18 protein-coding genes are annotated in these 23,341 nt (G+C 40.9%); 6 read left to right on the forward strand and 12 right to left on the reverse strand.

Annotated features, from left to right (window positions below; all coding sequences use genetic code 11):
* The first annotated feature begins 127 nt into the window (after positions 1 to 127).
* On the forward strand, positions 128 to 256 hold the full coding sequence (locus KO534_RS23640; protein WP_289849010.1) for a hypothetical protein: 129 nt from the start codon (positions 128 to 130) through the stop codon (positions 254 to 256).
* On the opposite strand, the gene KO534_RS13960 is transcribed toward KO534_RS23640, so the two are convergent.
* A complete protein-coding gene (locus KO534_RS13960; protein WP_215930279.1) occupies positions 253 to 1,095 on the reverse strand; it encodes a hypothetical protein in 843 nt (280 codons plus the stop codon). The two genes, KO534_RS23640 and KO534_RS13960, sit on opposite strands and share 4 nt — an antisense overlap.
* Before the next feature lie 337 nt (positions 1,096 to 1,432).
* Here KO534_RS13960 and glpK point away from each other — a divergent pair, with 337 nt between their 5' ends.
* Positions 1,433 to 2,926, forward strand: coding sequence for a glycerol kinase GlpK (gene glpK, locus KO534_RS13965; RefSeq protein ID WP_215930280.1), 1,494 nt, complete (start codon positions 1,433 to 1,435; stop codon positions 2,924 to 2,926).
* Entirely contained in the window at positions 2,923 to 3,981 is a 1,059-nt protein-coding gene (locus KO534_RS13970; RefSeq protein WP_215930281.1) for an aldose epimerase family protein, read from the forward strand. Before glpK ends, KO534_RS13970 begins: the two co-directional genes overlap by 4 nt.
* An 88-nt stretch (positions 3,982 to 4,069) precedes the next feature.
* Here KO534_RS13970 and KO534_RS13975 read toward each other — a convergent pair whose 3' ends face one another.
* The 6 genes from KO534_RS13975 to KO534_RS14000 form a co-directional block, all read right to left on the reverse strand.
* Positions 4,070 to 4,861 carry a SapC family protein gene (locus KO534_RS13975; protein WP_215930282.1) on the reverse strand — a complete coding sequence of 264 codons (792 nt, stop codon included), beginning with the start codon at positions 4,859 to 4,861 and terminating at the stop codon, positions 4,070 to 4,072.
* Between the two features lie 258 nt (positions 4,862 to 5,119).
* The gene (locus tag KO534_RS13980) at positions 5,120 to 6,733 is read right to left on the reverse strand and encodes a glycerol-3-phosphate dehydrogenase/oxidase (RefSeq protein ID WP_215930283.1); all 1,614 of its coding nucleotides are present in this window, start codon (positions 6,731 to 6,733) and stop codon (positions 5,120 to 5,122) included.
* A gap of 15 nt (positions 6,734 to 6,748) precedes the next feature.
* On the reverse strand, positions 6,749 to 8,227 hold the full coding sequence (locus tag KO534_RS13985; RefSeq protein WP_215930284.1) for an SLC5 family protein: 1,479 nt from the start codon (positions 8,225 to 8,227) through the stop codon (positions 6,749 to 6,751).
* A 4-nt stretch (positions 8,228 to 8,231) separates the two neighbouring features.
* The gene (locus KO534_RS13990) at positions 8,232 to 8,981 is read right to left on the reverse strand and encodes a SapC family protein (RefSeq protein WP_215930285.1); all 750 of its coding nucleotides are present in this window, start codon (positions 8,979 to 8,981) and stop codon (positions 8,232 to 8,234) included.
* A 22-nt stretch (positions 8,982 to 9,003) separates the two neighbouring features.
* Positions 9,004 to 10,545: a tryptophan halogenase family protein gene (locus KO534_RS13995; protein ID WP_215930286.1), complete on the reverse strand. Its 1,542-nt coding sequence runs from the start codon at positions 10,543 to 10,545 to the stop codon at positions 9,004 to 9,006.
* Between the two features lie 85 nt (positions 10,546 to 10,630).
* Positions 10,631 to 13,396, reverse strand: coding sequence for a TonB-dependent receptor (locus KO534_RS14000; RefSeq protein WP_215930287.1), 2,766 nt, complete (start codon positions 13,394 to 13,396; stop codon positions 10,631 to 10,633).
* Between the two features lie 532 nt (positions 13,397 to 13,928).
* Between KO534_RS14000 and KO534_RS14005 the strand changes: the two genes are divergently transcribed.
* The 3 genes from KO534_RS14005 (at position 13,929) to KO534_RS14015 (ending at position 18,623) form a co-directional block, all read left to right on the forward strand.
* Positions 13,929 to 16,088: an alpha-galactosidase gene (locus KO534_RS14005; protein WP_215930288.1), complete on the forward strand. Its 2,160-nt coding sequence runs from the start codon at positions 13,929 to 13,931 to the stop codon at positions 16,086 to 16,088.
* Positions 16,089 to 16,262: 174 nt separating this feature from the next.
* On the forward strand, positions 16,263 to 17,459 hold the full coding sequence (locus KO534_RS14010) for a dipeptidase (RefSeq protein WP_215930289.1): 1,197 nt from the start codon (positions 16,263 to 16,265) through the stop codon (positions 17,457 to 17,459).
* A gap of 246 nt (positions 17,460 to 17,705) precedes the next feature.
* On the forward strand, positions 17,706 to 18,623 hold the full coding sequence (locus KO534_RS14015; protein ID WP_215930290.1) for a GGDEF domain-containing response regulator: 918 nt from the start codon (positions 17,706 to 17,708) through the stop codon (positions 18,621 to 18,623).
* Positions 18,624 to 18,640: 17 nt separating this feature from the next.
* Here KO534_RS14015 and KO534_RS14020 read toward each other — a convergent pair whose 3' ends face one another.
* The 5 genes from KO534_RS14020 to KO534_RS14040 form a co-directional block, all read right to left on the reverse strand.
* Entirely contained in the window at positions 18,641 to 19,564 is a 924-nt protein-coding gene (locus KO534_RS14020; RefSeq protein ID WP_252732155.1) for a GGDEF domain-containing response regulator, read from the reverse strand.
* A 218-nt stretch (positions 19,565 to 19,782) separates the two neighbouring features.
* Positions 19,783 to 20,655: a glutathione-dependent disulfide-bond oxidoreductase gene (yghU, locus tag KO534_RS14025; RefSeq protein ID WP_215930291.1), complete on the reverse strand. Its 873-nt coding sequence runs from the start codon at positions 20,653 to 20,655 to the stop codon at positions 19,783 to 19,785.
* 181 nt (positions 20,656 to 20,836) lie between these two features.
* Positions 20,837 to 21,082: an EF-hand domain-containing protein gene (locus KO534_RS14030; RefSeq protein WP_215930292.1), complete on the reverse strand. Its 246-nt coding sequence runs from the start codon at positions 21,080 to 21,082 to the stop codon at positions 20,837 to 20,839.
* A 97-nt stretch (positions 21,083 to 21,179) separates the two neighbouring features.
* Positions 21,180 to 22,199 carry an oxygen-dependent tRNA uridine(34) hydroxylase TrhO gene (trhO, locus tag KO534_RS14035; RefSeq protein ID WP_215930293.1) on the reverse strand — a complete coding sequence of 340 codons (1,020 nt, stop codon included), beginning with the start codon at positions 22,197 to 22,199 and terminating at the stop codon, positions 21,180 to 21,182.
* 230 nt (positions 22,200 to 22,429) lie between these two features.
* Positions 22,430 to 23,251 (reverse strand): DUF4437 domain-containing protein, encoded by an 822-nt coding sequence (locus tag KO534_RS14040; RefSeq protein WP_215930294.1) that lies wholly within the window; start codon positions 23,249 to 23,251, stop codon positions 22,430 to 22,432.
* Positions 23,252 to 23,341 lie beyond the last annotated feature (90 nt).

Raw genomic sequence — 23,341 nt, forward strand, 5'->3', positions numbered from 1 at the left:
CATTAGATCCACTTTATGCCACTTTTACCCACGATAGACAGTTTAGGTACCACCCGTCTATCATGTCAAGGACTAAAAGTAGCTATTTGCTCGGATTCGAGGCCTTGTTATCAGTGGATTTATAGAAGTGTCTGAATTAGTAGATAAAACCTACAGACTGGCGCAATTTGGTAACGGTAAAAATATCAGAAGGGTTATTTTTAATAATAAGGAAAGAACACAAGCTCTTAGTAGGTTAGAAGTTTTAGTTGCTTAATTTTGTGGTTGAGATGTTAAGGATGGACTAAGTTGCAAACGGCTAAACACATAATCTAACATTTTCTGTTGTTCAACCAAGTGATTCTCGCCCACATGCCCGGTTGCTCGTTCTGCTTCAATATTGATATAACGCACACCTATCTTTTGCGCGTAAACCGACAACGACCCGTCGTCTTCTGATGGATCGGTCACTACTTGAGGGTGCTGCAACACCGCGTTCCAGCCATTTTGCTCCATAGCATTAAAGTCTTGTTGCTGGGTCACAAAAAACAGATCATCTTCGTCTCCGTTTAACTTGCTAACCGCTTTAAGAAATGAAGCCCCCTTAGCTAACTTTTGTTGATACTGAACTATCGAAATATTCCCAATACCTTGTTGGTTATCTCCCAAATAACCTTGAGTATTATTATGAATTGCTACCCAAGTGCGTGAGGTATTTTTCCCCCCCATAGTTGCAACGATGAGTTGAGCTAAATCGGCAGACAAGCGCATCGCTCTATGAAACACATAAGTATTAGTGCGCAAATTAGGGTTATGTTTGATGATGTTATTACGCCTGCCTTTTTTGGTGAAAATGCGATTAGGGTCGATTTTAACTTCGAAAGGCTTAACATCAAGACGCAACAGTCGTTTGCCGTTTTGGCGCAGAATCACAAAGACTCCACCTCGTTTAAGAATTTGTTGGCTTACATATTCATTCGCCACATTTTCGTTTTCGTGAGGAGCAAAAAAAGACCACTGAGGCGTATCTGACACCTCTCCAATCACTTCAAGTTTGATGTTGGGCTGGGGAGAAAACACTACGATTTGGCTCAGGAGTATAAAAAATAAATTCACGTTAAGGTAAGGGACTCACATAAAAACGGCTCTTTAAAATAACAAGCTTATTGAGTGGATTCAAAAGAAATTTCGACTCTTAGCGTTATCCTCTACGGCGACTCCATTTAAGTTTATCAGTAGCTTAAAATGAACTTAGGTTAGAATTTTTTATTCAAGGCCACTGACTACAAGCACTCTAGAAGGCCTGAATAACAAACATCAGCTTGAAAATTGGTTATGTTCTTTGCGTAAAAATATTATACTCAACCTACATTGTTAAAAAGATGTTAGTTGTCAATTAAACATCTGAAAAATTTACTGTTTTTTGCTTATTTAATAACCCCAAGGAGCTTATATGCCGCTGGAAAACTGCATTCTGTCGATTGACCAAGGTACCACTTCTAGCAGAGCTATCGTTTTTGCCCCAGATTCAAGCATTGTAGCTGTTGCTCAACAAGAATTTCCCCAACATTACCCAAATGATGGTTGGGTAGAACATGATCCTGAAGACATTTGGTCAGCGACATTTAATGTATGTGAACAAGCTATTACTCAAGCCACAATTAATGGAGCGAAAATAGTTGGCATAGGTGTCACCAATCAAAGAGAAACCACTTTGGTATGGGATAAAAAGTCCGGTAAACCCATATACAATGCCATAGTTTGGCAAGACGGACGTACAGCGCAGCAATGTAAAGATCTACAAAAAGCCGGACATTTGTCAGCCGTTCAAGAACGCACCGGATTGTTGCTTGACCCTTATTTTTCAGCCACAAAAGTAGCCTGGATTTTAGATAATGTCGAAGGCGCAAGGCAAAAGGCCGATGCCAATCAGTTAGCTTTTGGCACGGTGGATAGTTTTCTTATTTGGCGCTTAACCGGCGGTAAAATGCATGCCACCGATGTCACCAATGCTAGTCGAACCAACCTGTTTAACATCCATACTTTAAGCTGGGACGAAAAATTACTCGAGATATTTAACGTCCCAAAATCGATGCTACCTGATGTCAAAGAGTGTGCCGCTGATTTTGGCAATACCGCTCAAGGGTTATTTGATTATTCAATACCTATCGCGGGGGTCGCAGGTGACCAACAAGCCGCCAGTATAGGCCAATGTTGCTTTAATCAAGGTGATATCAAAAGTACCTATGGTACCGGTTGTTTTGTATTGTTAAATACCGGTGAAAAAGCGCTAGAATCTAAGAACAAACTGCTCACGACTGTCGCTTACAGCATCAAAGGTCAAACTCATTACGCGTTAGAAGGCTCGATATTTATTGCTGGAGCGGCTGTGCAGTGGCTTAGAGATGGCTTGAAAATTATAGAAAGTGCCTCAGAAACAGAGGCATTAGCCAAGAGCATTCCCGATGACCATGGGGTTTTTCTAGTACCCGCCTTTGCTGGTTTAGGCACACCTTATTGGTCGCCTGACGCCAGAGGCGCAATATTTGGGCTAACGCGGGCTACAACAAGCGCACATCTTGCTAGAGCCGCACTCGAGTCGGTGTGTTTACAGACCTCAGATTTACTTAAAGCGATGCGCGAAGATGGCGTTAGCCCTAAAAAATTACGGGTAGACGGTGGCATGGTCGCCAATAGTTGGGTGTGTCAATTTTTAGCAGGTGTACTGAACGTAACTGTAGAGCGTCCCAAAGTAATGGAAACCACTGCTTTAGGCGCGGCTTACTTAGCGGGTTTACAACTAGGCATTTACCAATCAACGAGTGAATTGGCCAATATGAATCAAATCGATAGTTGTTTTGAACCAGAAATGGATACGACAAAACGACAGAAATTATTGAACGGATGGGCGAGCGCCATTCAAAGCACTTTGGGGTTCAAAGCATGATAGAGCAAACAAACTTTGGCTCAATGCCAGATGGCTCACAGGTAACACAATTTTGTTTAACTAATCGCCTAGGTGTCAGTGTTGAGATCCTTGATCTTGGTGGGATTATTCGTCGCTGGCTAATACCTAACCACAAGCAAAACCACACTGACATAGTTTTAGGTTATGACACAGTAGATGAATATCTAGCTGACGATAGTTATTTAGGCGCCCTAGTCGGCCGCTATGCAAATCGTATAAAACACGGAAAATTTAGCTTAGCGGGTAAAGACTATCAAACCGATATCAATCAAGGTGGGAATTGCCTGCATGGTGGAGGCCAAGGATTTAACAGCAAGGTGTGGCAATGCACTGTGTTATCTAACTCTGACAACCCATCAATAATGTTAGAGCTAACTAGTCCAGATAGCGATCAAGGATTCCCTGGCCAAATTTCTGTAAAAGTGATTTATACCTTAACTGAACAAAATCGATTAAAAATCGAATATTTCGCAACGACAGATCAAACAACTTTATACAACCCCACTAATCACAGCTATTTTAACTTAGCTGGGCATAGCAGTGGCTCGGTTGCGAATCAGCAAATTCAGTTATTAGCCAGTCACTACACGCCAACTGATGAAAACGCTATTCCCACAGGAGAAATTTCTGTGGTTGATAACACTCCTTTTGATTTCAGAACACCCACAACAATAAACGTGCCCTTAGCATCAAAACACCAACAAATTGAATATGCTAACGGATTAGATCACAACCTGTGTTTAGATGCTTATACAGCCGATCTAAAGTCAGCCTCTTATGTCGGTAAAGCGGTTGCTAAACAAAGCGGTATCGAGCTAGAGGTTTATACCAATATGCCTGGTATCCAAATTTTTACCGCGAATCATTTCAGCAATAAAAAGGGCAAAGAAGACTCACTTTATCAAGCCCATCAAGGCGTGTGTTTTGAAACACAATTTTATCCCGATACACCCAATCAACCGAATTTTCCAAGTGCTACGTTAGAAGCGGGTAAAGATTTTTATAGCGTAACCGAATACCAAGTCTCGTTTTAAAAAAATCACAAAGCGAAGGTGCTTGTTTACTGGAAACAAAAAAGCCCATTACAAATAAATTGTAATGGGCTTTTTAATTTTACGAATTCTATTTTTTAGCTGTTTTCTTCTTTTCAGCTTTTGCTTCTGGAGCCGCTTCTTCTGTTGCTGGCGCTTCCGCTTGAAGTTGTAAAGATTTTACTGGGTTATCGCTAGTTTGAGTCAATTGTACTAAACGATTTAATTGCCCAAGCGACATCAATACCGCGTACATTGCACCTAAGTAACCAGATTTATGTAAATCAGCTATCGTATCTGTGTCTAATGCCTGAAGGCGTTTTTCACTGATAGTCTGCATACCATTAATATTGCGTTGTTGGCCGTTAGCATACTGAACACGGATAACAATGGAATCAAGTAAATCAAGCTCTTTGATTTTATTAACAAAATCACGGGTTGCCAATTCACTATTGGCTAGATCAGACAATAATTTTTGACGATTATCTAAAAACGGGCTCGCATCACCATCAGTGAAAAGAGGCTCACCTTCTTTTCCAACTAAATCAGAGTTCTCATCGATAAATACCGCTAATTTGTCGCCATCAGGACGCACATCAAAAGGGTAACGTTGAATATTAAGAGGGACAACATGGCCAGACCATTTCCCATCTTTCATAAATACGTTAACACCTTGTTCAATACCTAACATAGCAATACTGTGAGTGGTGTCGCTATTTGGATCTTTGATAAAAATGATTGGCATACAACTCGCAAGTTGTGCGTACTCACGAATTGACGCTGCGGCTAAATGGGTATCTTTAGCGTGAGCAAAATCGTTAGTTACCTTTACATGGGTATCTTGATGTTTCTTTTTATCTAAGGGGATGTAATTCATTGTCATTAAAAAATTCTCTAATTATTTTTTGGAAAAGCGGTTTTTGTAAGCCGTCTTGGTTTTAATAGCCGACATAACAAAGTAACTGGGGATCATTAACTTTTTTACAAGCAAAAACCACAAGAAGTGTGATTTATTTGTAAATAATAGTGACTTTTAAGAATGAATCAGCGACTTGAATGCTGTGGACAACATTTAAAGTTAAATGTTGTCCCTACTCATTGGCATGCTATTGAGATACTAGTGGCTAGAAATGATAGTGCGTTAAGTATTAGCGACCAAATCGATATATTCTTGCAGTTTAGCGTCGGCCTCGTCTGCAAATAAAATTTCGCAGGCCTCTTTCAATCCCGGAGCGGAGAGAATATCTTCCTTTTTAACAACTAAAGATATTTTTGAGCGGCGCCTTAAAAAGTCTTCAAGTTTGGTCACCATTTCGCGCTCGGCAGCATGTTCAATTTCTACTCTCAAATATTCAGAGTTTTCGATTAGCAATTCCGCCATTGCAGGGTTTTCGCGGATTTTCTCCAACATATTAATGGCGTTACGCCCGTAACGACGCCAAAACCTTTTAGTTAAAGGCTCTGAAGAGGTAGCCGGCGTTAATGCATCAAAATCCATCAATTGAGCACGATGGAAAAATTCATCTCGCACCGTATCGTCAGGCTCACCGTACCATTTGTAATCTTCAAAAGGTAAATCAATCCCCAGCCCTTTAACCAAATCTGCCACTTCGTCACCGACGTTGATGCAATCAGTCAGTTTACCCCCAAAAATTGACAGGTACTTATCTGCTTCATGGGTGTCAATGGCGTGTTTTCGCGACAGTTGCACCCAATCCGCTTTTCCTCCCTTTCCTTTTATGGCTAGGGGGCGCACTCCACAACGTTCGGCTATGACGTCTTCTTTAGTTAAGGGTTGCGGTAAATCTAAAAGTTTATTGACATTGTCTAAAACAAACTGTCTGTCTTTCTCTGTTACTCTTGCATGAGGGTCGTCAACTTGAGTGTCGGTCGTGCCAATACAAGTTTTAGGGCCCATAGGAATAACAAAAAACAAACGTCCATCGTCAGCAAAAAAAGTCAGCACTTTATTGCTATCGGTGATTTTGTTTACAATCAGGTGAATCCCCTTTGAAAACACATGATGATGTTCAGTTATTTGTTGATTAAGTTGATTCAACGGGTCCACAAATGGCCCCGCTGCGTTAATGATCACCTTAGAGCGGATCTCGAACTTTTCTCCGCTTATGACGTCGTTAGCCTGAGTTTTCCAGCCGCCTTCGACTTTTTCTGAACCATTCGCTTCAACATAGTTAGCTGCAATACAGCCATAACTCATACTGGAGCGAATAAAATTAAACACAAAACGAGCATCATTATCATGTAAAAATGCGTCAGAATACTCAAAACCACCGTTAACATTTTTGGTGTTCACTACATTTTCAAGAGACTTAATTTTAGCGGTAGATAAATACTGCGGACTTTGGGTGAAAAAGCGCCCCATCAACCAATACACAATAGTGCCCATATAAATAAACAAAGGAGGAAAACGAAAACCTTTTTGAATACTAGTAAAGAAACGGATTTCTTTGACGGTTGATGGGTAACTGCGCATTAAATGATTGCGACTTTTACACAGTTTATTGACCAAACCATATTCATGACTTTCGAGATATTTAATACCTCCCCAAGCTAAATTTGATGAGTTAGAGCTAGTAAAACCCGCAAAGTCACCTTTATCAATCAAAGCAACTTTTGCCCCTTTTGCGGCAAGTGCCGCTGCCGATACTGCGCCGTTAATCCCCCCGCCGATAATCAATACGTCGAAGTTTTTCTCAGGCAATTTTTGAATGTTACTTTTTCTAAGATTGTTCACAGTGTTTCCGCTATTTTAGGATTCTTGAATGAGTCCGTCGTTGCTGCCCCAAGCAAGTTCAGCTGATTGTTTATAGAATACTTTATTAATTAACAAAGCCATGATCACACAGGATATCAATGTAACAAACATCAAATGAATATAATGCAGATCAAAAGGTGCATGCCATGGTGAAAATTCGAATGATAGTGAGCCATACAAAAACACCCCAAATATCACTGCGATAATACCCGCATTTGCATGTACGTTTCTAAACACTAAACCGACTATAAAAATTGATAAAATTGGCATACTAAACAATCCCCAAAGTTGTTGCAGAAGGTTGATAATGCTATCGGCTTTGGCGTAAACAGGAACTAAAAATAGCGCGATGACTGTTAACGACACCGTAATCCATGCACTTAACTTGGCGACATTTTTGGGGTGCCCAATAAAAGGTTCGTGGAGATCGCAGACATACAGTGCTGTCGCAGAGTTAAGATTACTATTAAAAGTAGATAATACAGCGGCAGCCATAGCGGCAGCAAAAATCCCCGACAACCATGTAGGTAATATGTCACCGACAATTTTTCCGTAAGCGGCATCACCTATGTCACCATAGAGTTGAAACGAAACAATACCAGGAATAACAACGATGGCAGGCACAATCAGAAGTCGAATTCCTACAGCTGCATATACCCCTTTCTGCGCTTCTTTTAGTGAAGGAGCCGCCATGGCGCGTTGGGTGATAACTTGATTAGTGCCCCAGTAAAACATTTGAATAAATATCATACCAGTCAACAGCGTGTGCCACGGAATAGGAGAATCATTATCACCAATCAAGGTAAGTCTATCGGCTGGAATTTCAGAGAAATCATAACCTATAGCATTAAGGGCTAAAAATACGATGACTATAGCCATGGTCAACAGCAATATGCCTGAGTAGGTATCTGACACTGCAACAGCTCTAAGGCCACCAAAAATAGCGTACATTGCACCTAAAGTCGCAAATGCAAATGCGATATACATCAAAGGAATATCTAAACCAAACATGGTTTTCATAAACAAAGAGCCAGAGTAAATGACCGCAGGACAAAATATCAACGCACTACTTAAGAAAAACAACGCCCCAATAACCGCCCGTATATTTTTGTTTTGATAACGTTTTTCTAATAACTCTGTAGTTGTGGTGCATTGATAACGGTAATACAGTGGCAAAAACACTTTAGCCAGTATAAATAACCCAACCAAAGCAGCAAATTCCCACCAGGCTAATAACGCCATTTGGGTACCGTTAGTACCTACTAATTGATCGGTACTTAGGTTGGTTAAGGTTATCGAACCTGCAATGAAATACCACTTAAGCCCGCCACCAGCTAAAAACAACTCTTTATTTTGTTGACCTTCGGTAGCATTTTGTAAGCGACCTTTGCCCCTACATTGTAGGTAAGTTAACAACCCAATAAGTGCAGTAACAAATGCAAATATTGATACTTGGATCATGGTGTCTGACATCTACTTATTCCTCTGTGCTTACGCGCATTTGTACACCCAGAATTTTATTTTCTGAACAGTTGTTATGATATTTAATCAGTCGATTGACTTGGATTAGTGATAAAACCATGCCGTGGATTGGAAGTATAAAATTGGCTTTGTTGAGTTCTAGAATAGTGGCGTCATCTAACTGCCGTAGCCTTTCTTCATCTATGGTGTAGATACCCTTGATGCCGGTTTTTTTACCATCTGAAAATTCGAGGTGCAGCTCAATTTCCTTTAACAACTTCAGTGTTAATAATTGTTGAGTGAATTGATGGGTAAGTTGTTCTTGTTGGTAGTAATCGGCCATTTTACTTTGTACTTGCTGCAAAAACTGACTGGGTTCACCATCTTGGTACAAAGCTTCACCTGCAGTTGTATTGACATAATCACTGTGGTCATCGAGGTAAAGGGTAAGTGTTTTTTCTTGGCTAGGATCAGGCCCAAGCTCGAAAGGTGTGCGTAAAAAAGCAGAAGGCAAATGTACCCCTTGCCATTCCTTGTCACTGTAAAAATGGTTTTCACCGGCAATAAGGCTTAACAATGCCACAGCGCGAAATTGTCCTTGTTGAGGTTCTTTCATATAAACAACAGGAAAACTACTCGCCGCAGCACCAAACTCGTGAACCACTAACGACACTTGGTGCTGATGTTTACTGAATGAAAAATTACTGTGCGCTTTTATTTTTATATCCTGATGCTTAGCAGGATCAAGTAATACATAATTAGACATTTTTATCTCTTGATAGCTGTCATTAAATAGTTGAAAAACCAAGGCTATTTACCTTGTCGATCAGTTCTCTGTGTTTTGGCAAAGTAAATTGGAGTTGTTCAATGCGTTTTTGGGTCATCAACAGCTGTTTTTGTGCGGCTTGCCCTTGTTTATAGATTTGACTCATTTGTGTGAAGTCTGATTTAAATCCAGCCCCATACAGAATATATTGGTAACTGGCTGCGCTAAATGCTTCAACATTATCAGTAAAATCATATTCGCTTGGCGAATTGTATCGCCACAGTGTTAATAGTTCTTTTAGAGAATCAGGAATGCTCTGAGCTTGTCTATGTTGCAGCCAGAACGGCTCAGGACGTTCACTTAAAACGTAATGCAACTTAAGAAAGTCAATCACTCCGCGCCATTTTTTTAACATCATAGCGTTAAATCGTTTCGCCACTATGGGCATAATTTTAGTGTTGGCAGGTAGTTGCTCTGCGATATAATTCGCAGAAGTTTCAATGAGCATTAACGCCGATGCTTCAAGGGGTTCTAAGAAACCAGCTGACAATCCCACTGCTACACAATTGTTTTTCCAAAAAATTTCTCTATGTCCTGGCTTAAAGTGTATTTTTTTGACGTTCTCTATGGTTTCACAGCCTATGTAATTAGCCAAAGTATGTTGAGCTTGGTCTTCACTACAGTGTTCGCTCGAATATACGTATCCTACTCCACGCCTATTTTGTAAACCTATGTCCCAAATCCAACCGGCGCTTTGCGCGGTAGCAATAGTTTGACAGGCGATAGGATCTTCAGGCTGAGCATAAGGTACTTGTGTTGCCAATGCAGTATCGGCTATGAATATTTGATCACAGGGCTTAAACGGGACCTTTAAGGTTTCACCAAGCAATTTGCTGCGCATCCCAGAACAATCTACAAACAGATCAGCATGCTGCTGACCATTGGCTTTAGTGAGTAATGATTCAAGGTCACCGTCATCATTCACATTAACCTGTTCTACGGTATCGCAAATATGTTGCACACCCAGTTGTGAAACACAATGATCACGCAATAAGGTTATGAATTTCGCAGCATCCAAGTGATAACCATAATTAGCGACCACTTCATATTCTTTATTGGCAATGGATTTAGGTGCTAAGTTATTTTCACATAAAAACTGCTGAAAACTCACCGCTTCAGAAAACGAACATCCAGGGGCTACAAAAGACTGCCAATAAGGAGCCGGGTCAACTTTATTGAAACCTTGTGGTTCGGTAAATGGATGATAATACACATCATTTTGGCCATGGATCCAATTAACAAATTTGCTGGCTTGTTTAAAGGTGGCGCCACAGTGCCTAATAAACTGAGTTTCAGCAATGCCCAGTTGAGCCAAAGTTTTGCGCATTGTAGGCCAAGTTCCTTCACCGACTCCAACAACCCCGATATCAGCAGATTCAATTAAACTAATTTGGATAGGTTGTTGTTCAGGGTTTGAAGCATGTTTTCTCGCTAGAATACCTGCAGTAATCCATCCAGCGGTGCCACCACCTAGCACAATAATTCGTTTTATATCGCCCGCCAAAGGTTCACCTATAACATTGAGTTAAATGACTTACAGCAAAAAAGGGGAGCGAGTCCCCTTTTCAATTTTAACAGATACTACTTTACTAGAATGAACCTCTCACACCAACTGCATATCGCGCACCAGAGCGGACTTGCTCAGTGAAGTGACTCGCTAAACGGCCACTTTTGGATGTGTATTCGTCAGTCACGTTAATACCTTCGAATATCACAGTGAAGTTTTCATTTATGTCGTAGCTAGCACTGACATCCCATTGACCATATGTATCTACGTATTCTGGCTCACCAGTGTCACCGTTACGTAAAGTTTGTAGGAATGATTCACGATTGTTGAAAGCGATTCGTGCTTGGAACGCGTCTTTTTCATAAAAGGCGACGATGTTTTGTGAATCACCTAAGCCTTCCAGTTGGAAGTCGTCTTCACTGGTACTGTCAACAATAGTGGCATTAGCTTGTAAACCAAAACCACTTTCCCAAGTATGAGTCCACGCCATTTCTAAACCTTGTACCGTCGCTTCTGCACCGTTTCTAGGACGTGTTACCTGGAACTCATAACTGCCACTGGCTAAGTTAAAGGTCTCTGCAGCAGGAGTAGAACTAATAAACCCTTCAGCTTCTTTACTGAACAATCCTATAGATACAGCACTCGCATCGGCGTAATACCACTCATAAGACACATCCCAGTTAGTAGACAAAAATGGCGATAGATAAGGGTTACCACCACTTGCCAATAATAAGTCAGGGCGAGTTGTACCTATGTTGGTAACAGGGCGCATGTCTGACATGGTTGGACGAGTTAAGGTTTCTGAATAGCCAAAACGCAATAACATGTTTTCTTCAATTTCAAACTTAACATTTAAGCTAGGTAATAAATTGGTGTAAGTATTTTTTAGAGAAATAGGTACCGATACACGTTGCCCGTTAGCATCAACTTGATAAGTTTGATCAAGTATTGTTCCGTCTAATGGGTTTTGTGAAATATCTAACAAAGTAGCTTGGTTACCTGAGGCAGTAGTCGTGGTTTCGCTGTATCTAAAGCCCACATTGACTGTCCAAGGCATGTCACCCAAATCACCTTGGAACACAAAATCAGCATAAGCGGCAAAGATTTCTTCATCGATTTCAAAACTTGTTCCCAACTCAACCGGAGTGTAGCCCTCTAACGCTGCAAACGCAGCTATATTAGCAGCTGCATCTTCACCGCGATTCGCTGATTGTCCTGCGATGGCTTCATCTGACTCTAAAAAGCTTAAATAAGCGTCAACGTCGTAACCGTAAAACGAACTTGGGATGCCGTCAAACCAGCCATTAGGTGTCACTAAGTAAGCCAAGTCATCTGGTACATCTAAGCCATAACCACAATAGAAACAATTAGGTAAGCTTGGAGATTGGAAAACCTTGGCTGATTTGGTTCTATCTTGTGTGTACAAACCGTATCTTAACTGCGTAAAGGTATCGCTGTCTGGTGTGTAGGTAAAATCTGCACGCATTTCTGTAATTTCATCTTCACGTTCGTCGCCGCCACGTTCAACATAGTGGGCACGAAGTTTACTCGCATCTGACTCAGTAAAAGGGCCATCAATGCCATCAGATGAAAACGCAGGTAAATCGCCGCCACCAGTAAAGTCATAGGTATAACCATTGGCATAACCCATTACAGTAAATACTCGGCTTTGATCACCACTTAAGTCTTCAGCAGACGAAGTTGATATATCGATATTAACGTTTAGTTGTTCAGATAAATCCCAATCCGCATTGAAACCAAATCCCTGAATTTTCACATTGCGATCTAAACCTTGTTGCACGAAGTCAGTCGCACCAGAGCCAGATCCCATAGGATCATCAAAGGCATTGTGTGACCAATAGGTAACGGTTTCAGTTTCAGCATCAACTTCAAAGTCTCGGAAATTACCCGGAGTGAACCAGTTCGCGTAGTTGCTTACTTGTGATTCAACTTCAAACTTAGAATACAAACCATCAAATGTAATAGTCAATTCATCAGTAGCCGCATATTGCACAACTAAGGTACCACTAGTTCGAGTTCTGTCTTCTTCATTCGAAGTTAAATCAAGGTTGCGCGGTACCCAAACGTTAAAGGCTTCTTTACCCGCCCCAGTAGCCGCATCAAAATCATTGGTTGCAATACGATCTACACGATAAAAGCCGCGAGTATCTGCTTGGTTGATTTGAGCATCACGTTTTTGCACAGACAAAGAAGCTAAAACGCCTAATCTGTTGTCCATAAAGGTATTACTGACTAAACCAGAAAATGCAGGAGTGGTACTTTCAGAAAGACTATCGTAGGTAGCTTTGGCACTACCTACCGCCTTAAAACCATCCAAATCGAAAGGTCTGGCTGTTTTTAAATTAATGTAAGATCCAATGCCACCTTCTTGATTCGAGGCATTAGATGTTTTGTAAACGTCAGCTCCGGCAATTAATTCTGAGGCCAATGTATCAAAACTAAACTCGCGGCCTGATCTTTCAGAAGCCATTTGACGTCCGTTAACTGTTACTAAGTTAAATTGTGGACCAAAACCACGCACAGAAATTAACTGCCCCTCACCACCACTACGATCAATGGCGACACCTGTTATACGTTGTAGTGATTCAGCAACGTTTTGATCAGGGAATTTACCTAAATCTTCAGCTGCAATACCATCAGAAACAATCAAGGCTTCTTTTTTATCAGAGAAAGCGCGTTTAAGACTACTAATTAAGCCTCGCACCTCGATAACTTCCATATTGTCGTTTGCGGGTACTTCTTGAGCAACAGCCGAAGATATACTCATACTCGCTGTTGGTACTATTAAGGCGGCTTTTACAGCCGTCCAAAGGTAATTTTTTTTCATGTAATGTGTCCTGTTATTGTCTAATCAATTTTTATTTTAGGTGTAGGATATTTTTTGTTTCATTGGCCATATTATTTTTATGATTCTATTATTTAGCCAAGTCACCTCAATTAGCAGAAACTGATTTAGCTACAATTTGCTAACATTTCTACAACAGAGAAGATTTTAGTTAACACCACCGTTAAGATCTAAATCGTAAATTCAGTGCTAAAACTTACTCCAACAATCAACACAAATGCATAGCGTTTCGCTTTTACCATGTTAATTGATGGACTAAGTTACACTTATATAAGACAGAAGAATATTTTTTTCAATGATATTTGCCATTCAACTTCATTTATATTTTATTAACAAGTGGCCTGACGGCCACACAAAACCTTAACAAATGAGTTTTTACATGTCTGTTGACTTGTCTATTTACCTGTCGATTGCCAAGAATGTGATGAGTTTTAATTGCAAAAGATACTGCTGTGAGGCATAAAAGCAGCCAATTTTGCTGTCAATTACGCAAACAACTTCATAGGATTAAGCCATGTCCAATTCTTCACACAACTATATATCTTTGTCCGGACGCAACAGTAGTTTGGTTATCGATTGCAACAATGAAACGCCTCAAATAATTTATTGGCGAGAACGTCTATCTAAGCAAAGCACCGGGCAGATGATGGACTTATTACGCCTGAGGCAAGAAGCGCCGGCCTCGCCAATGCAAGAAATTGCTCTAGCCATCACCCCAACGACTGGACAAGGGTATATAGGGCATCCAGGTATTAGCTTACACGGCGATACAGATCAGTGGTCAGCGGCCCCTGAAATATCAAAACTTGAAACAGTCGCAGCTAATCACTATGTAATCACCAACACTGATTCAAGCCGTCAATTAACGACTATCCATACCCTCAAAATGGATAGCGATAGTGACGTCCTCGAAATTACCACTAAGCTAATTAACAATAGTGAATCCGCTGTTCATGTGGATTGGTGCGCGGCGGCAACCTTTCCCATTCCTAGTAACTGCCAGCATATAATAGGTTTTGAAGGGCATTGGTCTGGAGAGTTTCAAGAGCACCAGCTTGAACAGCATTTTGGTTCCTATGTAAGAGAAAATCGCCGCGGTAGAACCTCTCATGATAGTTTCCCTGGGCTAATCATGCGCACCAAAAACACCGACCAATTACAAGGTGAAGCTTATGGATTCCATTTAGGTTGGAGTGGAAACCACAAAATTGTGGCTGAAAAAATGGGGGATGGCCGAGCTTACGTACAAATGGGCGAATTACTTTTGCCAGGTGAAATCATTTTACAGAAAGGCCAAAGTTACCAATCACCCACTTTGTATGCCAGTTATAGCAACCAAGGGTTATCTTCACTGTCGCAGCAATACCATCAATACGTGCGCAGCCATTTAATTCGCCAAACCGTCAAGAACAAACCACGTCCAGTCCATTACAATACTTGGGAGGGCATTTACTTTGATCATGACCAAGAGACCTTAAAAGACTTGGCGACACGAGCAGCCAGCATAGGTGCAGAACGTTTTGTATTAGATGACGGTTGGTTTATTGGTCGTAATGATGACACTGCTGGTTTAGGTGATTGGTATGTAGACCAACAATACTATCCTCATGGATTAGGCCCACTAATAGAACATGTCAAAGCCGCGGGTTTAGAGTTTGGTCTTTGGTTTGAACCAGAAATGATTAATCCAAACAGTGATTTATTTCGAGCCCATCCAGAATGGGTGTTATCTACACCTCCTAATCCACAACTCGGCTTTCGTAATCAACTAGTATTAGACTTAAGTCGTACCCAGGTTTTCGATTACCTATTCGAGCGCATTAATAGTTTACTAACTGAATATGACATTTCCTATATTAAATGGGACATGAATAGAGACATCAATCATCCTGGTGATGCCAGTGGCAAACCCGCTATTCACAATCAAACACGTGCTTTTTATCGGTTATTAGCCAAGTTGAAATCTGCGCATCCCAATGTGGAAATTGAAAGTTGCGCCTCTGGCGGTGGCCGCGCTGATTATGGCGTATTAGCTCACACCGACCGCATTTGGACATCTGATTCAAACGATGCGTTAGAACGATTAAAGATTCAGAAAGGTTTTTCCTACTTTTTCCCTGCAGAATTGATGGGCACACATGTTGGTCCGAGAGACTGTCATATAACCCATAGAACTATCAATATGGCGATGCGCGCGTCAGTAGTGTTGTTTGGTCACATGGGTATGGAAATGGATTTAAGAGAGTTAACCGCTGACGAAATTGTTGAACTCAAAGCCATGATCACCTTGTACAAAAAACACCGACATTTAGTGCACTCTGGGGATTTATTTCGCCTTGAGCTACCCGAATATATGCATGGCTTAGGCATTGTGTCTCAAGACAAATCCGAAGCGTTGTTTTCGTGTAGCTTAGTAGCTTGTAGTCCTGCGTCGTTGCCAGACCAATTCTTCTTTGCTGGTCTTGATAAAAAGGCCCTATATGAATTGCAGATTATCTGGCCAACAAAATCAGGTGAGCATTGGCCCAAAGCCTCGGTTTTCAATTTTAAAACCAATCTTCCTGAGATAGACGGCAAACAATTTTCTGGTGAATTATTAATGCAACTCGGTATGCAAATTCCATTACTCACACCGCAAAATAGCTTAATTTTCCATTTAGCTAGAATTAATTAGTTGATTCATTATTAATAATGACAGAGCTTCTACATCAAGAGGCTCTTTTACTTTAATTCATCAACCTATAAACTGCTTGCAGGGGAATTCTCCTCGATACTCATTATAAACAAAACGACTAAATCTATTTCAATAGGTACGACGGAAGATAGTTAAACAACGGAGACTAAATTTGTGAAAAAAATACTTAGCATCTCGGCAACCTTTGCTTTGAGTGTACTGTGTGCCAGCAATGTCGCTGCCATCACAGTAAGTGACAAAGCAAACAAGCTTGCCCAAGAAAATATCATTATTGATTCTCATATCGATGTGCCTTATCGCCTAGAAAAGAACTGGGTGGATGTAACTAACGCCACACCAGATGGGGATTTTGACTATCCTAGAGCCAAACAAGGTGGTCTCAACGCACCTTTTATGTCGATTTATATTCCCGCTAGCCTAGATAATTCAGCTAACTCGACTAAATTGGCTGACAAACTCATCGATTATGTAGAAGCGATAGTAGGCCGCGCACCCCACAAGTTTGCCATTGCAACTAGCTCTGCAGATGTTCAACAACAATTTGAAAAAGGATTGATTTCATTACCATTAGGTATGGAAAATGGCTCTCCTATTCAAGGTGACTTAGCTAATTTAAAACACTTTTATGATAGAGGTATTCGCTATATTACTTTGGCTCATTCCATGGCCAACCATATATCGGATTCATCATACGACTTGCGACGCAAGTGGAAAGGACTTAGCCCTTTTGGTAAAGAATTAGTCAAAGAAATGAACAACCTAGGTATCTTAGTAGATATCTCCCACGTTTCTGACGCGGCCTTTTATCAAGCCATTGAAATTAGCCAAACACCTGTTATTGCCTCTCACTCCTCATTGCGGGTTTTTACACCTGGTTTTGAGCGTAATATGGACGATGCGATGATCAAGGCACTAGGTGAAAATGGTGGCGTAGTGCAAATTAACTTTGGTTCTACCTTTGTTACAAAACGCGCCAATGCGTGGAGCAAAAACCGTAGTGCTGAGCAAAAGAAAGCCGCTGAAAAATTTGGTAAAGACAGTGATGAATTTAAAGCTTACGTCACTAAATTTAACAAAGAAAATCCTCTCCCCTACGCTACGTTAGACAGTGTTTTAGATCATATCGACCATGTAGTAGAACTGATTGGCATTGATCACGTAGGTATTGGTTCAGATTATGATGGTGTTGGCGATTCGCTGCCCACAGATCTAAAAGATGTTTCAACTTATCCTAATTTAATCCAAGGATTATTAGATCGCGGATACAGTGACAACGACATAATCAAGATACTAGCCGGAAACTTCATACGTGTTTGGAAAGCCAACGAAGAATACGCAGCTAAACACTAACAAACTAATTACTGTGAACTAGTCACTACTCAAAAACAGAGGAGTATTGGCTAGTTTCAGCCTAGATTTACACACGACTCCCCCTATTTATTATCCGCTATCCCCTATTCACTCTTCGCTGTCCTCTATCTAATTATTACCAATAATTACTACTAAAGTACAATTGTTTACTTAGGGCTTTCTCCTATAAATTATGGAGTAGTTTAATTCGCTTGCGTAATGCGAATTAATTTTAGGGAGAAAACAATGGTAAAACAAATAGTTGATTCGTGCTGTAAAGATATTTCAAGCGCAACCATATTACTGGTCGATGACGATCGCATGAACACCGCTACTTTAAGCACTGCATTTGAGCAATTTGACAAGGTCTATTCGGCACATTCCGGTGAAGAAGCCATAGAGTTTTGTCAAAAAAACCTGCCAGATTTAATAATATTAGATGTGGTAATGCCAGGGCTAGACGGGCATACCACCTGCAAAATCCTCAGAACCATTGACGGTATGGAAGACTGCCCCATTATATTTTCCACTTCATCGACAGGCGTACAGGACGAATTAAAGTGCTGGGAGGCAGGCGGTACCGACTTTGTATGTAAACCTGTGTCAACAGATACACTTTTAATGCGGGTCGAAAATCACATTCGACGAAGGCTAGAATCTAATGAACTAAAATTTTTGGCTATTTACGATAGATTGACTGGATTACGCAACCGTCGCTTTTTTAATGATTACTACAAACAACAATTACATGTGAGTCAACGCAGTAATTCTGATTTTTCCCTGGTTGTGTCAGAGATAGATTACTTTGAGCAGTACCGAGAGACTCACGGCAATACTAAAGCTGATTTATGTATGAAGTTTCTAGCAAAGACGGTTTCTGAGCTGCTGCACTATCCCACTGATGCGGCCGTTAGATATGATAACAACAAACTTGTAGTGGTATTACCTAACACCGATATAAGAGGCGCACAGTATATTGCCAACGAGATTATTAATCAGTTTGAAAAACACGCCATTGCAAACCCTGAATCCCCGCGGGACATAGTAACAGTAAGTGTAGGTGTTTCTTCATTTGCCACCACAGTGGATGGTGAAGACGTTTTTGCTCTAGCTGAGCAACGACTTTACTCCCTTAAGGATGACAAAAAAAAAATAAGCGCATAAAGCCAAGAATAAAGCGGCTAGGCCATTAAGAACTTGTCTCGGCCCTGCCGTTTAGCTGTATATAGCTGCTTATCAGCTTGTTCAATTGCATTTTCAACTTGTTCCTCTCCTTGTTCTACAAGCGCGCCACCTATGCTGACTGTTAACTTTTTGAACGGGGACCCTAAATGTTCAATCTTAAGCTCATGAACGATTTCTATTAGGTATTTCCCTAAATGTTGCATACCTTTTAAATCTGTACTCGGTAATACAACAACAAATTCTTCACCACCGTATCGGGCCACACAATCGGTTGGTCTGACAAATGCTTTAGTGAGTGCGTCAGCCACCACCTTCAAACAATCGTCTCCCTTAATGTGACCATAGGTGTCATTGTATTGTTTGAAATAATCGATATCGACCATTAACAAACCTAACGGCTCTCTATTTCTCGCAGCGAGCTTTGACTGTGCCAAAAAATATTCATCAAAAAAGCGACGATTTTTAATGTTAGTTAACGCATCTGAAGTGGCTAACCGTTTAAGTTCGTCAGTAAGTATTTTTACTGATAAATGTGAGTTAACCCTGTGTCGTAAGGTTTTAATTGAAAAAGGTTTGCTAATAAAATCCACACAACCCGCGTCCCAACATTCATCCTCTGACTGTGGATCACTCGCTGCTGTAATAAACACCACAGGAATATCTTTTGTTAGTACATTACGTTTCAAAATGCCGCAAGCTTCCAGACCGCTTATACCTGGCATATTAATGTCCATCAGCACTAAATCAGGTGGCGTCATTAGACAAAAATCCACAGCAGCTCGTCCATCAGACACATGATGGGTATCGTAGATATCTGACAAAGCCTGAGTAGATATAATGGCACTAATAGGATCGTCTTCCACTACCAGCACCGTTATTTTCCTTGAAGCAAATGTGTGCTTGACGAGGTTATCTATCAAGATAATACACTCCTAAAAACTGAGTAAACTTAAGCGTCAATGAGCGAAAGAACTACTACCTTTAAAGCTAACACATTCAGACTACGCACTAGCAAAGTATCACAGCAATACACATTTACTTTTAGACACAGTAACAATATAAACATCATAAATGTATAAGTACGCAATACATCCGTTACAAGTTCACCTGAATGCATGTTATCGATAATATTGCAGTCTTATTCAGCGTTATCTAGTTTATCTTGAGTTTTATTTTCAAAATCACTGGCATCATTACGCTCTCGAAGTTGCCCCGCAGGCTCTCCCCAACTACGATTGACCATTTTACCGCGCCGCACTGCTTCTCTAGCATCTATTTGTTCAGCCCAACGCAGCAAATTTTTATATGAGGTTACATCTAAAAATTCAGCGGCATCATAGAGCTTACCTAATACCATGGCGCCATACCATGCCCATATCGCTATATCGGCAATGGTGTATTCGTCACCACAAATATATTCTTTGTCTGCTAAATGTATGTTTAATACATCTAGTTGGCGTTTTACTTCCATCGCATAACGATCAATCGGATATTGGTACTTTTCTGGAGCATACGCATAAAAATGTCCAAAACCACCACCGAGCATAGGTGCGCTACCCATTTGCCAAAATAACCACGATAAACACTCTGGCTTTTTAGCCGGGTCGCTAGGCAAAAAGGCATTAAACTTCTCTGCCAAATACAATAAAATTGCACCTGATTCAAAGACTCTTGTTGCTGGGCTAGTACTGTTGTCCATTAAAGCAGGTATTTTCGAGTTAGGGTTAATAGCCACGAAATCACTGCCAAACTGGTCACCTTCCATAATATTGACGATATAAGCGTCATATTCAGCTCCACTGATACCAGCCGCTAATAACTCTTCTAACATGACCGTCACTTTAACCCCGTTAGGCGTGGCTAAAGAATGCAGCTGTAAAGGATGTTTACCAACTGGCAAAGTTTTCTCATGGGTTGCACCTGCTACAGGACGATTGATATTGGCAAATTTTCCGCCACTTCCAGCGTCCCAAGTCCAGACTTTTGGTGGGACATAAGTTGCATCTGACATATTAAGGTTTCCAATTTAAGTAAGTTCAATAGTGACTAGTAAGTGTAAAGGTCATTAATCTTTCAATTTATATGGGTTATCTTGCAAATACTAAGTACCGCAACAAAAAACTCAGTGTTAAAATAAAAAAGGGCTCCAAATACTTGAAACCCTTAAAATAAAACATGGCCAAGTTTCTAGCTTAGTATTCCCACCAAGACTGTCGCCACCATTCCAAAAACTCATCAAAGTCTATAGAGCCATCATGGTTTTTATCGATTAAACCAAACCCCTCTTCTACATGGCTAGCTTTAGTTTTGGGCGATAATACTGTCAAGAGTTCAATAAACTCACGTAAGCCTATTGTGCCGCTACCATCAGCATCAAAGAAATCAAATTCTTTACGAGCTTCAGCAATTTGTTCTGGAGTTAATACTTTATCAGACATAGTTTCTTCAACCTTTAATGTAATGACCTAAGTCTACCGTTTATAACATGTAGGGTCTATGCGCTATTAGTATAAGAAGGGTTTTTCGGTCAATTTATCAACCGTTACTTTTCCCCATGGCAGTTCGCTGCGCACGACGAGCCGCAGCCTTTTGCTGTCGCCTTAGTTTTATTGCTTTACGCGCCTCTAAACCTAAATGTTCTTCGTCACGTTCGCGAGCTAAATTAACTTGTTTTTCACGCTCTCGAAAACGCGCAATCTGTTCTTCACTATGCTTACCATGGCACTTAGGGCAACTCACCCCCGCTTCAAATACCGGACTTTGTTTATCTTCTTCAGTAATTGGCAAACGACAGGCATAACATTGGTCGTAATGACTCTTTTCTAAATCATGGTTAACTGCCACACGGTTATCAAATACAAAACAATCCCCTTCCCATAGGGTATTGTTTTTGGGCACTTCTTCTAAATACTTAAGAATGCCCCCTTCAAGATGATAAACCTCATCAAATCCTTGCTCTTTTAAATAAGCAGTGGATTTTTCGCAGCGAATGCCGCCGGTACAAAACATCGCTACTTTTTTATTTTTATTCGGGTCGAGGTTGTCTTTTACGTACTGTGGAAACTCCCTAAAAGACTCAGTATTAGGATTCACTGCGTGTTTAAAGGTACCGATTTCAATTTCGTAGTCGTTACGAGTGTCAATTAGCAATACGTCTGGATCGGATATCAAATCGTTCCAGTCAGCAGGCTTTACGTAAGTGCCCACTGTCTTACGAGGGTCGATACCTTCCACCCCCATTGTCACTATTTCTTTTTTAAGCTTCACCTTAGTGCGATGAAAAGGCTGAGTTTCATCCAGAGATTCTTTAACCGAAATCGGATTAAGGCGCTCGTCGGCATTAAGCCAATTAAGCAATGCATCAATAGTTTGCCGAGTGCCCGAAACAGTCCCGTTAATACCTTCTTCCGCGAGTAACAAAGTACCTTTGATATCGTTCGACTCCATAAATTGAAGTAAGGGTTGACGGAGTTCCTTGAAGTTTTCAAGAGAGACAAATTTGTATAACGCGCAGACCACGTATTTTGGAGATTCAGAATGTAAGACTTCAGACATAATATTACCTTGCGAGTTGGGGCGTAATCCCAGAGCAAAAAATTGGGTGCGGATGGTAGCAGATCTCGCGGTTTTGCGTCAACGCTTGGGACATTTCATGTACTGATTGGCCCGTGAAATTGTAATTAGAAGATTAACAAATTATCAGGCCAGCTAGGTTCATTGCCTATAAAAACCGTCGGTGTGTATTCAGCCTTTAGCAATACTCTCACTAAAGGCTGAAGTCACTTTTATTTCACACGGTATTTGTTATTGGTGCGAATGTAGATAGTCGCTGGGATATCCCCCTTATTTTTAAGAGAATGGCTAAACTTGCCCGTTGATTCTAGGTAACTACCCGGGCTTAGGTTTTGAGGTGTTTTTTGCGCTTTTGAGAGGTACTCTACCGCGCCTGCAATTACTACAGCTCGGAACTCACTAGCAGCCGTGTTAATTTCACCATCAAAGCCTGCTGGTAATCTAATCATAGAGCCGTTCATGTCGGCAGTACTTCCCCACAAATAACTAGTCTGTACACCTGGCGCGTGAATATCACTCAAATCACTGTCATTTAGCCAAACAATGTTATCTCGGTGCAGGTTTAATGGACGTTCGCCATTGTCAAACTTCTCTGTTGAGGGTTTGACTAGATAAGGGCCTGAGTCAATTTCAAGGTAAATTAAGTTAGTCGCTGTGTTAGCCGCTGTGGTGTGATCTTCACCTGCAGGTTGGGTCCAAAACGAGCCCGCTGGCATCCACATTTTTGCTGCGTTTGGGTCGTCATTATGCATTTGTCCTTCAATCACTATACCTCGGTAAGTAATGTTGTGAATATGTGGTGGAGATTCGAAACCTTTTTTGAAGCGTACTAACATGCCTGTGGCAGAATCAGTGGTGCGATCACCCCAAAGGTCAGCTGCTCCGGGGCTTTTATCACCGCGAAGTGGGTTAAGGTAACCCCATTCGATATCGTTTGCTGCCACAACTTTCGACGCCGTTGTGTCTGCAAAAGCAGCGGGGGATAGCAGCGCAGCCACTAAGGCTAAAGTCGGTATATTGAATCGTGTTTTCATTTGTTCGTCTCCATTGATTGAGTATGTGAGTATCTTAAGTCCTAAGATTTATTCGATAAATGGGCAAATCTTTAAAACACTTTCGCGAAA

The sequence above is a fragment of the Paraglaciecola arctica genome (genome assembly GCF_018861065.1).
Lineage (GTDB): Bacteria > Pseudomonadota > Gammaproteobacteria > Enterobacterales > Alteromonadaceae > Paraglaciecola > Paraglaciecola arctica_B.